General features: G+C 59.5%; 13 protein-coding genes. 5 read left to right on the forward strand and 8 right to left on the reverse strand.

The genetic code is table 11. The annotated features are described in order from the left end of the window. Positions 1-39: 39 nt before the first annotated feature. The 7 genes from HU730_RS01590 to xylA form a co-directional block, all read right to left on the reverse strand. Complete coding sequence (locus HU730_RS01590; RefSeq protein WP_057978045.1) at positions 40-666, reverse strand: PAS domain-containing protein; 627 nt, start codon at positions 664-666, stop codon at positions 40-42. Continuing rightward, complete coding sequence (locus HU730_RS01595; RefSeq protein WP_072448524.1) at positions 666-1,799, reverse strand: FAD-binding oxidoreductase; 1,134 nt, start codon at positions 1,797-1,799, stop codon at positions 666-668. The genes HU730_RS01590 and HU730_RS01595 overlap by 1 nt, the downstream gene beginning before the upstream one ends. A gap of 117 nt (positions 1,800-1,916) precedes the next feature. Then, positions 1,917-2,858, reverse strand: coding sequence for an ornithine cyclodeaminase family protein (locus HU730_RS01600; protein WP_186527284.1), 942 nt, complete (start codon positions 2,856-2,858; stop codon positions 1,917-1,919). 224 nt (positions 2,859-3,082) lie between these two features. Then, complete coding sequence (locus tag HU730_RS01605) at positions 3,083-4,219, reverse strand: sugar ABC transporter permease (protein ID WP_106118377.1); 1,137 nt, start codon at positions 4,217-4,219, stop codon at positions 3,083-3,085. After that, positions 4,220-5,773, reverse strand: coding sequence for a D-xylose ABC transporter ATP-binding protein (gene xylG / locus HU730_RS01610; protein ID WP_106118376.1), 1,554 nt, complete (start codon positions 5,771-5,773; stop codon positions 4,220-4,222). Next, on the reverse strand, positions 5,770-6,771 hold the full coding sequence (xylF, locus tag HU730_RS01615) for a D-xylose ABC transporter substrate-binding protein (RefSeq protein ID WP_034127130.1): 1,002 nt from the start codon (positions 6,769-6,771) through the stop codon (positions 5,770-5,772). Before xylF ends, xylG begins: the two co-directional genes overlap by 4 nt. A gap of 144 nt (positions 6,772-6,915) precedes the next feature. Further along, positions 6,916-8,232, reverse strand: coding sequence for a xylose isomerase (gene xylA / locus HU730_RS01620; protein WP_186527283.1), 1,317 nt, complete (start codon positions 8,230-8,232; stop codon positions 6,916-6,918). Positions 8,233-8,481: 249 nt separating this feature from the next. On the opposite strand from xylA, the gene HU730_RS01625 reads away from it, so the two are divergent. From HU730_RS01625 to HU730_RS01645, 5 genes are all read left to right on the forward strand, one after another. Beyond that, positions 8,482-8,952: a hypothetical protein gene (locus HU730_RS01625; protein ID WP_034127132.1), complete on the forward strand. Its 471-nt coding sequence runs from the start codon at positions 8,482-8,484 to the stop codon at positions 8,950-8,952. Positions 8,953-9,038: 86 nt separating this feature from the next. Beyond that, the gene (locus HU730_RS01630; RefSeq protein WP_096143289.1) at positions 9,039-10,454 is read left to right on the forward strand and encodes a PAAR domain-containing protein; all 1,416 of its coding nucleotides are present in this window, start codon (positions 9,039-9,041) and stop codon (positions 10,452-10,454) included. Then, the gene (locus HU730_RS01635) at positions 10,451-10,843 is read left to right on the forward strand and encodes a hypothetical protein (protein WP_034127134.1); all 393 of its coding nucleotides are present in this window, start codon (positions 10,451-10,453) and stop codon (positions 10,841-10,843) included. Before HU730_RS01630 ends, HU730_RS01635 begins: the two co-directional genes overlap by 4 nt. A gap of 288 nt (positions 10,844-11,131) precedes the next feature. Further along, positions 11,132-11,521 carry a hypothetical protein gene (locus tag HU730_RS01640; protein WP_034127135.1) on the forward strand — a complete coding sequence of 130 codons (390 nt, stop codon included), beginning with the start codon at positions 11,132-11,134 and terminating at the stop codon, positions 11,519-11,521. Between the two features lie 90 nt (positions 11,522-11,611). Continuing rightward, positions 11,612-12,787, forward strand: a complete 1,176-nt coding sequence (locus tag HU730_RS01645; RefSeq protein WP_089042656.1) for a XylR family transcriptional regulator — start codon at positions 11,612-11,614, stop codon at positions 12,785-12,787. Here HU730_RS01645 and HU730_RS01650 read toward each other — a convergent pair. Then, on the reverse strand, positions 12,784-14,046 hold the full coding sequence (locus HU730_RS01650; protein ID WP_186527282.1) for a carbohydrate porin: 1,263 nt from the start codon (positions 14,044-14,046) through the stop codon (positions 12,784-12,786). The genes HU730_RS01645 and HU730_RS01650 overlap by 4 nt on opposite strands. Between the last annotated feature and the right edge of the window lie 9 nt (positions 14,047-14,055).

Below are 14,055 nucleotides of genomic sequence, written 5' to 3' on the forward strand. Positions count from 1 at the left end.
GTTAAAGTTCTTCGCGAGCAAGCTCGCTCCTACAACTGATCAGGCCTTCAATTCCTTCAAATGCTTGTAGACCGTCGCCCGCCCCATGCCCAGCACATTGGCCACATAGTTGGAGGCGCTCTTGCCCTTGAAGGCTCCCTCAGCATGCAGCGCCAGCACCAGTTCGCGTTTGTGGTCGCGGGTCAACAGGTTCAGGCTCAACTGCCGCTCGCGCAGCCAGGCATGCAGGAAGGTGTTGATGCGTTCCTGCCAGTCATCGCGAAACAGCGCGTCCGGCTGTGCGATCAGCTTGCTTGGCGACAGGAATAAATCCAGCGCCGCCTTGGCCGTTTCGAACATTGAAATATTCAGGTTGATGCACAATACAGCCAGCCGGTGACCTTTGTGGTCGTGCAGCACAGTGCTCAGGCTGCGGATTTTCTGGCCGTCCCAGTTGAGCTTTTCGTAAGGGCCGATATTCACCTCGCTGACGTCGCCGTCGAGCATGTCCTCCAGGGACGAGTCGTCACCCAGGCTGCGTTTGGACAGGTTATTGGCGATGTAATCCACGGTTTGCGTGCGCAGGTCATGCAGCACCACTTCTGCATGGGGAAAGAACAACGTAGCGATTGCATCGGCAATCGCGCGAAAGTTCTGCATGACCTTGTCTTGTTCAGCGGTGTTCATCAATGGGGCTCCAGGCGGACCGGGGAGAGCATACCAGCGTCCAGGCCGAACCGGGTCAGTGCCTCCGGCAGCGGTTCGCCGCGCACCAGGGCGGCGCTTGCCTGGCCCATGGCGGGTGAGGTCTGGATGCCATAGCCGCCTTGCGCTGCCACCCAGAACAGCCCCGGTACTTGCGGGTCAAAACCCGACAGCAAATCACCGTCCTGCACAAAACTGCGCAACCCTGCCCAGGTGCGCGTGGGGCGGCGGATGGTCAGGGTGGTGGCTTCCTCGATCTGGTAGATGCCCATGGCGATGTCCAGCTCTTCGGGTTGCACATCCTGGGGTTCTACCGGGTCGGCGTTGGCCGGTGAGCCGAGGAACATGCCGGCATCCGGTTTCATGTAGAACGCTTCGTCGAGGGCTACCAGCATCGGCCAGTCGTGGCTGTCCATGCCCTCGGGGCCGGCAAAGACAAAGGCCGAGCGGCGCTTGGGCTGCAAGCCGATGGACGCTGCGCCCGCCAGCCCGCCGATATGGTCGGCCCAGGCACCGGCGGCGTTGATGATGACCGGCGCGGTGAAGGTTGCATCCTGGGTGCGCACCTGCCACAGGCCGTCGGCGTCGCGGCTCAAGCCCAGCACATGGCTGTCGGTGCGCACTTCGCCCTGGTTGCGGCGGATACCGCGCAGGTAGCCTTGATGCAGGGCGTCGGTGTCGATGTCACAGGCGGTAGGGTCGTAGATTGCCCCGTGGACTTTTTCACGGCGCAGGATCGGCAAGCGTGCACAGGCTTCATCGACCGTCAGGCGCTGCACCTGCTCTACGGTCGCCTTAGCGCTCAGGTACTGGCTGTCTAGTTCGGCCGGGTCACCGTTGAAATCAACGGTCATTTCGCCCCGGGGCGTCAGCAGGGGATGTTCGCAGAAGCCTGCGGGTGGCTGGTCGAAGAAGGCCCGGCTGGCCAAGGTCAGCGCGCGTACTTGCGGGGTGCCGTACGCGGCGGTGTAGAGCGCTGCCGAACGCCCGGTGGAGTGATAGGCCGGGTGGTTTTCACGCTCAAGCACCAACACCTTGCCGTGCTGCGACAACCAGAACCCGGTGGACGCGCCGGCAATGCCGCCGCCGATAATGATGAAGTCTGCCTGGCTCATGGAGATCTCCTGAAATAAGCATTGTAGGCGCGAGCGTGCTCGCGAAAAGCGTTAACGATAACGCGCCGATTCTGTGTGACCGCAGTGCCTGTGAGGTCTTCGCGAGCAAGCTCGCTCCTACAGTCGATACAGGGCATTGGCCAGGGCGATGTCTTCCAGGCCCAGGCCGATGGAGCGGAAAAAGACGTGACGATCGTAGTCGGGGCGTTGGGCCATGTCGCTGAACAACTCGGGCAGGTCGCCGACAATCGTGCGTTTGTCCCAGCCGTGCTGTTCGCTGGCGATCAGCATCTCACCGGCCGAATCCGGAGTGGTCTGGCGGTAGTCGCAGAACACGTGCATCTGGTTGAGGCAATGTGGCGGTACTTCATGGGCACGTGGCGCATTGGTGCTGATGGAGGTAATCAGCGCGGGTTTGCTCAGGCGCGAGGGGTCGATGACCGGCCCGGCGGACGAGGTGCACAGCAGGATCACATCCGCGTCTTCCAGGGCGGCCTCACAACTTGAGACGAGGCTCAGGCGCGGGTCCAGGCTGGTCAACTGCGCACGCGTCTCGGCGCTGGCGCTGCCCAGGCTTGGCGAGTACAGGCGGATCTGCTGCCAGTCGCGCAGGTTCTGCACATAACGCAGGTGGGCCTGGGCGACCTTGCCGCTGCCGATGATCGCCAGGCGTTGCGCCGCCGCGGGCGCCAGCGCATCCACCGCCAACGCCGTCGTGGCGGCGGTGCGTGCGGTGGTCAATTCAGCGGCATCGCACAACAGCAACGGCTGGCCGCTGTGCATCGACATCAACAGGGTCCAGGCCGTCACCAGGGGGCCTTGCTCACGCACGATATAAGGCGAGGTCTTGACCCCGTACACCCCGTCTTCGGCCAGTACGCCCAGGTAGTTGATGAAATCCCCGGCGCCGTGGGGAAATTCCACCAGCTGTTGCGCCGGCTGCACCGCTTGCCCGGCGGCGAGGTCGCGGAACAGTTTGCGCAGGATCGCGGGTACATCGACTTGAGCCAATAAAGTACGGGCCTGGGCCTGGTCGATGACGAGGGGCGTCGTGGACATGGGGTTCTCCGGATAAACTAATTTGTCCATTATGGACTTTTAGTTTTTATCCGCAATAACCTGAGGGAAAAATGAGATCAATGTGGGGGGAGCCATGAAGATCAAATGTGGGAGCTGGCTTGCCTGCGATAGCGGTGTGTCAGTCGGTCCATCAGGTGGCTGACCCGCCGCTATCGCAGGCAAGCCAGCTCCCACAGGTGATCGGTGGTGCTCTGGTGGATGAGTTACCGCCTGCCCGAGCGCGTGCTCACATCCACCCACACCGCCAGCACCAAAATGCTGCCCTTGACGATCATCTGCCAGTAGCTGTCCACATCGAGCATCGACATGCCGTTGTCCAAACTTGTAATCACCAACGCGCCAAGCAACGCGCCATAGACGGTGCCCGAGCCGCCGCGCATCGACGTGCCGCCGATAAAACAGGCAGCGATGGCGTCGAGTTCGCCCATGTTGCCCGCCGACGGTGAGCCCGCTGCCAGCCGCGCGGTGTTGACCAGGCCGGCCAGCGCGCACATCACCCCCATGATGCCGAAGATCCACAGTTTCACCGCTTGCACGTTGATGCCGGATAGCCGTGTGGCTTCCATATTGCTGCCTACCGCATACACGCGGCGGCCGAATACGGTCTGGCTGGTGACGTAGCTGAATACGCCGAGCAGCACCAGCAACAGCAGAACCGGCACGGGGATACCGTCGTAGCTGTTGAGGGTGGTGACGAACCCGGCGAGCACCGCGCCGATCAATACCACACGTAACACGTCGCGCACCAAAGCGTGCGCGGCCAAGCCATGCAGTGCGCGGTTGCGCCGCTGCTTCCAGGTCAGGAACAGCGTCAGTGCGAACAGCAGTACGCCAAGCCCCGCGCCCACACTGTGGGGCAAATACCCCTGGCCCACATACACCAGCGACGGCGACACCGGCGCAATGGTGGTGCCGCCGGTAATCCCCAGCAGAATCCCGCGAAACGCCAACATTCCGCCCAGGCCGACGATGAACGAGGGGATGCGCAGGTAAGCGGTCATGTAGCCGTTGGCCAGGCCGATCATCAAGCCGCACAGCGCCACCAGGCTCAGGTTGGCCAATAGCGGCACGTGATAGACCACATCCAGAATCGCCGCCAGCCCGCCCAACAGTCCGAGCAACGAGCCCACCGACAAGTCGATCTCGCCGCTGATAATCACCAGCACCATGCCGCAGGCCAATATCCCGGTGATCGACATCTGCCGCAGCAGGTTGGAGAGGTTGCGCGGGGTGAGAAAACCGCCCTCGGTCTGCCAACTGAAAAACAACCAGATGAACGCCACGGCGATCACCAGCGCGAGCATCTTGTAGCGGGTAAAAAGGTGTTTGACCTGATTCATCTACGCGGTCTTCCGATCATTAGGGTTATGGCTGAGCGCGGCGGCGAGCACCTGTTCCTGGGTGAGCCCTTCATTGATGAAATCCCCCCGCAACTGGCCGTCGCCAATCACCAGCACGCGGTTGGACACGCCGAGCACTTCGGCCAGTTCAGAGGAGACCATGATGATCGACACGCCTTCGGCGGCCAGCGCACCCATCAGTTTGTAGATCTCGTACTTGGCGCCCACGTCCACCCCGCGTGTGGGTTCGTCGAGGATCAGCACCTTGGGCTGGGTCATCAGCATTTTCGCCAGCACGGCCTTTTGCTGGTTGCCGCCTGAGAGGCTGGTGATCGGCAGCGACGGGCTGGCGGTCTTGAGGTGCATGCGGCTGATCTGCTGGTCGATGCTGCCCAGTTCGGCCTCAGCGTCGATGCGGGTCATGTGCGCGTAGGTGTCGAGCACCGCCAGGGTAATGTTCTGGCCTACACCCAGGTCGGGAATGATGCCTTGGCGCTTTCGGTCTTCGGGCACCATGCACAGCCCGGCGCGGATCGACTTGAGCGGCGTGCGCGTATCGATCACCTGGCCGTCCAGCCATACTTCGGCGCTGTAGCGGCCGGGGTAAGCGCCGAACAGCGCCGACACCAACTCCGTGCGCCCGGCGCCCACCAAGCCGGCGATGCCAAGGATTTCACCGCGCCTGAGCACGAAGGAGATGTCGTCGACGCGCTTGCGCTTGGGGTTATCGACGTCGTAGCAGGTGACGTTACGCGCTTCGAAGATCACCTCGCCCACTTCATGGTGCTCGATGGGGAAGAGGTTGCTCATTTCGCGGCCGACCATCTGCGTGATGATCCGGGGGATGTCCATGTCTGCCATGGCGGTGGTTGCGATGTGCTTGCCGTCGCGAATCACTGCAATGGTGTCGCAAACCGCCGCCACTTCATCAAGCTTGTGGGAGATGTACACGCAGGCCACGCCCTTGGCCTTCAGGCCCTTGATAATGTCCAGCAACACCTCGATTTCGCCACGGGTCAAGGCCGAGGAGGGCTCGTCAAGAATCAACAGGCGCGCCTGTTTGTTCAAGGCCTTGGCGATCTCCACCAGTTGCTGGTAGCCGCCGCCGTACTGCGACACCGGCAGCGCCACATTCATGTCTGGCACCTTGAGTTCACGCATCAACGCCTCGGCGCGGTGCAACATCGCCGGGTAGTTCATGCGCCCACCGGGCAGGGTCAGTTCGTGGCCCATGAAAATGTTCTCGGCCACCGACAGGTCGGGCACCAGGGTCAGTTCCTGGTGAATGATGACAATCCCGGCGGCTTCGGTTTCGCGGATGGACTGGGCCTTGAGCGGCTGCCCATCCCAGAGGATTTCCCCCTCCCAGGTGCCGTGCGGGTACACCGCCGACAGCACCTTCATCAAGGTGGATTTACCCGCCCCGTTTTCACCGCACAGGCCCACGCATTCCCCAGGCTTGACCTTGATGTCTATGCCGTTGAGAGCGTTGACACCGCCAAAGCTTTTGACGATGCCGTTCATTTGTAGCAGGTAATCGGCGGCCACGGTCATTGCCCGGCGATCTGCTCTTTGGTGTAGAAACCGTCCTTTTCCAACAGGTCGATGTTGGCTTTGGTCAACGGCGTCGGCGTAAGCAGGATGGTGTCGACCTTCTTGCTGCCATTGTCATATTGCGAGCTGTAGGTCGGCTGTTCGCTGCGTGCCAGTTGCACCGAAAGCTTGGCCGCTTCGGTGGCGATCAGCTTGAGCGGTTTGTACACGGTCATGGTCTGGGTGCCATCGATCACGCGCTTGATCGCCGCGAGGTCAGCGTCCTGGCCGGAGATGGGTACCTTGCCCGCCAGTTTCTGCGCGGCCAGGGCCTGGATCGCACCGCCGGCGGTGGCGTCGTTGGAGGCGACAATAGCGTCGATCTTGTTGTCGTTACGGGTCAGGGCGTTTTCGACAATGCTCAAGGCCTCGGTGGGGTTCCATTCCTTGACCCATTGCTGGCCGACGATCTTGATATCGCCTTTGTCGATGGCCGGTTGCAGCACCTTCATCTGACCTTCGCGCAGCACCTTGGCGTTGTTGTCCGTCGGCGCGCCGCCGAGCAGGAAGTAATTGCCCTTGGGCGCCGCTTGCAACACGCCGCTGGCCTGCATCTCGCCGACTTTTTCGTTATCGAAGGAAATATAGGCGTCGATGTCGGCATTGAGGATCAGGCGATCATAGGACACCACCTTGATCCCGGCCTTCTTGGCTTCGGCCACCGCGTTGGTCAGCACCGTGGCGTTGAACGGCACAATTACGATCACATCGACGCCCCGGGAGATGAGGTTTTCGATCTGGGCAATCTGCTTCTGTTCGTTGGCATCGGCAGACTGCACGAAGACCTTGGCGTCGAGCTTTTCCGCAGCGGCAACAAAGTAATCACGGTCGCGGGACCAGCGCTCCAGGCGCAGGTCGTCGATGGAAAAACCGATTTTCGGGTGCGCAGGGTCGGCCATCACCGGCAGGGCGAGCAGCGCCACGGCTGCGGCGAGCAGGGCAGGTTTGAATGACTTCATGGTGGTGCGTCCTTTTATTGTTGTTGGAAAGACACTAGGTGAAGATCCTCTTTGTGGCGAGTGAGCTTGCTCCCGCTGGAGTGCGTAGCACTCCCATTTTTTGGGGCCGCTTCGCGCCCCAGCGGGAGCAATCTCTGGCCACAGTCAGGTGTAGATAAACCGATTCACAACGCCTTCAAGCATCTCCTGGCGCCCACTCACCGCCTGCGGGTTCAGCGCGTTGGCAAAGGCATGTTCAGCCAATGACTCCAGGCTGAACTCACCGGCCAACACCGCCTGGCCCAATGGCTGCTGCCAGCCGGCATAGCGTTGGTCCTTGAACTGCTGCAAGCGGTCGTCCTGCACCATCGCCGCCGCACGCTCCAGGGCCAGAGCCAGCACATCCATGGCGGCGACATGCCCGTGGAACAGGTCCACCTCGTCCAGGCTCTGGCGGCGCACCTTGGAGTCGAAGTTATAGCCGCCGTTCTTGAACCCGCCAGCCTTTAGAATTTCATAGGTGGCCAGGGTCATTTCCTCGACGCTATTGGGGAACTGGTCGGTGTCCCAGCCGTTCTGCGGGTCGCCGCGGTTGGCGTCGATACTGCCGAAGATCCCCAACGACACGGCGGTGGCGATCTCATGATGAAAACTGTGCCCGGCCAGCGTCGCGTGGTTGGCCTCGATGTTCACTTTGATCTCGTGTTCCAGGCCGTACTCATGCAGGAAGCCGAACACGGTGGCGCTGTCGTAATCGTATTGGTGTTTGGTCGGCTCCTGGGGCTTGGGCTCGATCAACAGGTCACCCGTGAAGCCGATCTTGTGCTTGTGCTCCACCACCATGCGCATAAAACGCCCGAGCTGTTCGCGCTCGCGCTTGAGGTCGGTGTTGAGCAAGGTTTCATACCCTTCACGGCCACCCCACAGCACATAGTTGGCGCCCTTGAGGCGCAGCGTGGCATTCATCGCGCTGAACACCTGGGCGGCAGCGAAGGCGAACACCTCTGGGTCTGGGTTGCTCGCGGCCCCGGCGGCAAAACGCGGGTTGCTGAAGCAATTGGCTGTGCCCCACAGCAGCTTGATGCCGGTCTGTTCCTGATGGCGCTCCAGGTGGTCGATCATCTGCGCAAAGTGGTTGCGGTACTCCCTGAGCGAGTTGCCTTCGGGCGCCACATCGGTGTCGTGAAAGCTGTAGTAGTCGATGCCCAGCTTGGAAAAAAACTCAAACGCCGCCTCGGCCTTGCCGATGGCCACCTCCATCGGATCGCCACTGCGCTGCCACGGGCGCTTGAACGTCCCCATCCCAAACATATCCGCCCCCGGCCACACAAAGGTATGCCAATAACAGGCTGCCATGCGCAGGTGCTCCCGCATGGGTTTGCCGAGGATCAGTTTGTTGGCGTCGTAGTGACGAAACGCGAGGGCAGAGGTGCTGGCAGGGCCTTCGAAGCGCACCTTCTCGACACCGGGGAAGTACGGCATGGGGTTTTCCTTATTGTTCTGGGCGGTGTCTGGATACTAGCAATGGCACCTGGGCGGCTGATTATGAAAATCACCAAAGGGGAGTGCGATTTTGAGTGAAGGGCTGAGAACGGCTCAGGGAGTACAGGATTTAGGGAAACGTCTGACTTTACGGTGGGGTTATGCCTCTTCAAAGTTTGGGTTGTCAGCCATTGCCTTGATGTGAACAAGCGAAGGCGACTAACTAAGCTGAGAATAAGGAAAGTAAAGATGAGTGCATCACAAACCTTGCTATATACCAATGAAGTGTCGGCTGAGTTTTTAATTGAGCTGGACATGCCTGCATTTTCCGAGCAACAACTGTCGGGTTTCAGCGAGCAAGCTCTGAAGATCATTAATGAACGAGATGCCCAAAACAAGGCTCATCCGGCTATTGCAATTTATCGAGTGGCGGCCGAAGGCAGCCAGACGCGTAACGGTGGGGTGATTAAAAAAACCACATCGCAAATGGCATTCAAATTGGCTGATGGTTCGCAAGTACGTGCTGCGCACAAAGGGGATTGCGCTGTATACGCCGACGGCACGACGGCGCAGATCGTGACGTGTGCGGGTGAAGCTAATAGCCATATTGCGCTTGTAGGAAGCACGCTCAGCAACGGTGACGAAATTATCAATACGCCACAAGGTTCAGTACTGCTGATTGCTCGTGAAGGCGTGCAGAAGGCAGATGATTTTTTATGAGGGATTACTAAGTGCGTTGTGTATGACTTAGTTGTTTTTCAGCGCTATGCACTTGAGTACATAAAATTTTAAAAGAGGGTGCGTGAATGAGTGAAGGGTATTTTGTGGGTTTGGGTGATAATACAACCTGTGGCGGAAAAATTATCGAGGGCGATCCTAGAGTTAATATATATGGTGTTCTCCATGCTCGCGAAGGCGACTTGGTTACTTGTGGAAAACATGAAGGGACTTACCAGATCGTAGGCGGCATTTCTCATATCGAAAGTCATGGAAAACGTGTGGCCGGCACGCTGGACAGCTTCAGCAGCTGCCCCTGTCGAGCTCGGCTTATTCCTTCGGTTTACTCCGCCACCTATGAAAATGAAAGTTCAGAGCCGCCCATTAATCAGCGAGTTGCTCAACCGAGCACATCATCTGCCAATGGCAGCCCTGTAGCGCCGCGTCAGTCTGGTTTCGCCCCGTCGGGTCGTACAGTTCCAACGGCATACAACGGCATGAATGGCCAAGAGCCAGGCTTCCATATCGTGCCCCAGAGCATGACTCGCGAGGCGCTGGAAGCCACACTTTTTCCGACGCTCGACCCGGCTGTAATGCGCAAGTTTCAATCGCTGAATCCCAACACAGGCCACGTCAAAGCTGGTTCGATGATCGTGCTCAGCGATCCGAACAACACCTCCTGCACGTATGAAGAAGCTCAGTTGATGCAGGCTGCACAACACGTCAGCGCATCACTGGATGAACTGACGCCGGACGAGGCTGACTTTCTGTATCGCCACGGTGCAGAGATCGCCGGTTTCATCGGCCATACCTCAACCTGGCTCGGCGTCAGTGCGGTGGTGATGGAAAAACATCTGAGCAATCTGCGCGAAACGCTCCAGGCCATGGAACGCCTGCATCAGGACAGCTATCGGCAGCACGGGCATCTTAGGTCAGCGCAGTTCTTTGCTGATCGCCAACGGTTGATGAACCAGTTGGATGCTCATCTGCTCAACTCCACCCGCCTGCGCGGGCAGACCACCTTGGGCGATCACCCCAAGTTGAAAGCGGCCCTGGGTATATCCAGCCGCAGCTTGGTGTATCACTGGGACAAGGCGGGTGGGCCGGGGCAGATTCCGGGGTATGCCGCGCATGTGGAGGCGGTCAGCCGTGCTACGAAGTATATGAAGGCGGGTGGTTATATCGGTATAGGCCTTGGCGGTGTGTCTTCGTTGCTGGCTATTGAGCAGGTGTGTAATGGCGAGTCCGGGGAGGCTTGCAGGAGGATCAAGTTTACGGAAGCGGGGAAGTTCGCTGGGTCCACGTTCTTTGGTGGTTTGGGTGGGTGGGCGGCGGGTACTGCCAGTGGTCCGATTTGTCTGGGGATTGGTATTGCTACAGGGGGGGTAGGTGGTGTTATCTGTGTCGCAGCCATAGTGGGCGCTGGCGCATGGGTCGGTACAACTTACGGCGGTTTGGGGGGAGAAATAGGTGGAGAAATTTTGTACGAGCAAACTTTGCCATGACAGCAGAAGAGTTTTGGAAGTCCTGGCTGGCCTTCTGGATTATTTCAGGTGGTCCGATGCTGCTTGCGGCGTCGAGTCTTGCATACAGCTTGTACCTGAGCCGCCGCCATTTGGATGCCATTAAGGATGCGTTGAAAAATAGCCGCTACATTTATCTTTGGGGGCCTAGTCTTGGGAAACGAGGCTTGATTTGGTCCCTATTGGAAATGTCGAAAATTGCTGGAATGGTGGTTTGGCCGAAGGCTTATATCATTTTGGGAGATGTAAGCCCCGCTGATCTTGAAAAGTTTCCGCCCTGCTTGAAACGTCGTCTTATGATCAATATCACGATGGCTTTCACTGCCCTTATCTGGATGGCAGTTGGAATCATTCTTTGGAAACTTAGGTAACGAACGGGCCTCCCTGAGGCCCGATATGCCCATACAGCTTCCAGGATTTGACATCGATTTGAATGTAGCTAGGCGTCCTTAGTCCACGGGCCAAATCTGCACCGACCGGCCTCAGGACAAAAACAATGAAAACCTACCGCCCGTTCACCGCCTTTGGCGGTTTGGGTGGATGGGAGGCTGCGTTATCTGTGTCGCAGCTATTGTAGGAGCTGGCGCATGGGCAGGTACCACCTACGGTGGTCAAGGTGGTGAATACGTGGGTGAAAAGATCTACGAGGCCATACAACCATGACTAATATCGATACTTGGCCACCTTGGGTTGCGATTATCTTTGCCGGAGGCCCTATTTTGCTTGCAGCTGCTGGCCTTGCTTTTAGCCTTTACCTTACTCACTGTCATCTGGAAGCCATGAAGGAGGCTCTAAAAAACAGTCGTTATATGTACATATGGGGGACAAGTTTGGGGAGGCGCGGTTTGATTTGGTCTCTCTTGGAAATGTCGAAAATCGCCGGAATGGTGGTTTGGCCAAGGGCCTCTATCATTATGGGAGAGGTTGATCCAGTCGACATCGAGAAGTTCCCCCCGTACCTGAAGCGACTTTTAGTTATCGATTTGGCAATGATGATAGTTGCCTGTATTTGGATGGGTGTCGTGGTTGTGCTGCTTAGATTTAGGTGACCTCAAAGCGGGCCTCCTCCGAGGCCCGCTATCCTGATCAGTCAAACCTCTGCGTACTCATCTGCACCGACCGGCCCCAGGACAAAAACAATGAAAACCCTACCGCCCGTTCACCGCATTGCCTTGCTGTTCAACGGCAGCAAAATCTACGACCGTGGCATCATCGCCGGCATTGGCAACTACCTGAGCAGCACCCGCGCATCCTGGGACCTGTTCCTGGAAGAAGACTTCCTCTGCCGCCTGCGCGGTATCGAGCGTTGGCAGGGCGATGGGATCATTGCTGACTTCGATGACCCGCTGATTGGCGAGGCGCTGGCCGGCAGTCGGGTTCCAGTGGTGGCGGTGGGCGGGTCCTATGAGGATGTCAGCAAGTACCCCAAGGGCATTCCCTATGTGGCCACCGATAACCATGCCCTGATGAAGCTGGCCTACGAGCATCTGGTGGAGGCGGGTTTGACGCGGTTTGCCTGTTTCAGCCTGCCCGAAGCCCAGGCCAATCGGTGGGCCCAGGAGCGTGAGAAAGCTTTTCGCCGCTTGATGCAGCGCGATGGCTTGCAGGTAGAGGTGTATCGCGGCCTGGGCACCAGTGCGCCGTTGTGGGACAGCGCGGTGGAGCAGCAGATTGCCTGGCTGCACAGCCTGCCCAAGCCTATCGGCATTATCGCGGTGACCGATGCCCGTGCTCGGCAATTGCTGCAAGCCTGCCTGACGGCGGGTATTGCGGTGCCGGAGGAGGTGGCGTTGATCGGCATCGACAACGACCCGCTGACCCGTACCCTCACGCGGGTGCCGCTCAGTTCGGTGATCCAGGGCACGGAGACCATGGGCCGTACCGCTGCGGCGTTGTTGCATCAGATGCTGCACGGCAAACCCTGCACGGGCACGCAGGTGCTGGTGCCGCCGGACGCCATCAACGTGCAGGCCTCCAGCCTGCATCAACCCCTGGGCAACCCTTACGTGATGCAGGCCTTGTTGTTTATCCGCCAGTACGCCTGCCAGGGCATCAAGACCGATCAGGTCGCCGCTTATGTCGGTGTTTCCCGCTCGTCCCTGGAAGCGCATTTTCGCAAGGCCCGCGGCTGCAGCGTGCATGATGAGATTTTGCGCTTCAAACTCGCCGCTGCCGCCAAAGGCCTGGAAAACCACAGCCTTGCTATCGCCGACATTGCCGCACGTTGCGGCTTCACCTCTGCGCAGTACCTGCATACGGTGTTTCGCCGCGAATTTGGCTGTACGCCGCGTCAGTATCAACAGGGCACAAACTAGAACACCGCTTTGACCTGCAAGCCCAGCACCAGCGCATTGTCGATGCTCTCCCCGGAAAACGCCCCCGGCTCGATGATGTATTGCACATCCGGGCGCAAGGTCAGCCAAGGCGTGGCCTGGTAGCCATAACTGAGCTCGATCAGCTGTTCGGCCGTGTCCAGGTCGGGATAGGCCGTGCCGGTGTTGAACGCTGCCAGCTCCTGTACATCACGGCTGCGCGGGTTCGGCACCGCGCGGCCATAGCCCAGGGCGACGGTATCGCGCGGGCGACCCTCGAACGGCTTGTACAGCACCACGCCTGCGCCATACCACTTGGTGAACGGCGAGGCCGCTTGGCTGGCGGCAGAGTACTGGCCGAAGGCGTGCAGGCTACGGCCTTGGGATGATTGTGAGGCCCACACAGCCTGGTCGATCAAGAGGTAGTGACCGCCACGCCCGCTGACGTCCTTGTTGCTGCCAATGCGTTTTACATCGGAACTGTCGTAGTAATAACCGAGCTTGTATTCACCGGGCAGTGCGCCCGCATGCTTGTAGATAAGCTCGATGGGCACCACGGTGCCGGTGGTGTGCTTGGGCCCCAGGTGCCAGGCACGGCTTGAGTTGCCATTGCTGGACGGGTCGACATTGAACGCCGCCATGCGCAGTTGCCAGTTGGGCGAAAAGTCGTATTTCACCCGGGCACCGAGGTGCGCATTCGGGTAGTTGGCCCAGCCACTACCGCCGGACATGTTCAGCGGATGCCCGCAGAAGCCGGCGTTCATGAAGTTACACAGGATGCCGCTGTCCAGGCCGCCGAGATCATTGCCCATGGCCATATAGCCCAGCTTGAGGTTCAGCGCCGGGGTGAACAGCGTGCGCTCGTAGCTCAGCTCGGTGAGGCGCGTGTAGAGGCCGCCGTAATTTTCCTGGATCGGCAGGCGGTTGCCCACCAAGTCCTCGGAGGCGCTGTTGCCGCGTCGGTCGTTGATGGTCAGCTGGATGCGGTCGCCGTTGTTGAAACCGTAGAGCTTGCCCAGGTCGAACTGCACGCCGAGCTTGATATTTTGCGAATAGCGCGCCGAACGGTGCTGGCCGCCGTGGGCGTTGTAGGCGGTCTCGCCGCTGTAGTCACCGGTAAAGCGCACACCTTGCGCGTCGAGTTCGCGGCGCAGGCCGCCCCAGTCGCCGGTCAGGGTGGTGTCGTCGGCTTGAACGGGCAGGGCGGCCGCAAAGGCCAGGCCCAGCGCCAGGCGCCAGGCGGTATGAGGAGTAGGGGTCATGGGGGATCT

It is taken from the genome of Pseudomonas sp. SWRI22, from assembly GCF_014268395.2.
GTDB lineage: Bacteria > Pseudomonadota > Gammaproteobacteria > Pseudomonadales > Pseudomonadaceae > Aquipseudomonas > Aquipseudomonas paracarnis.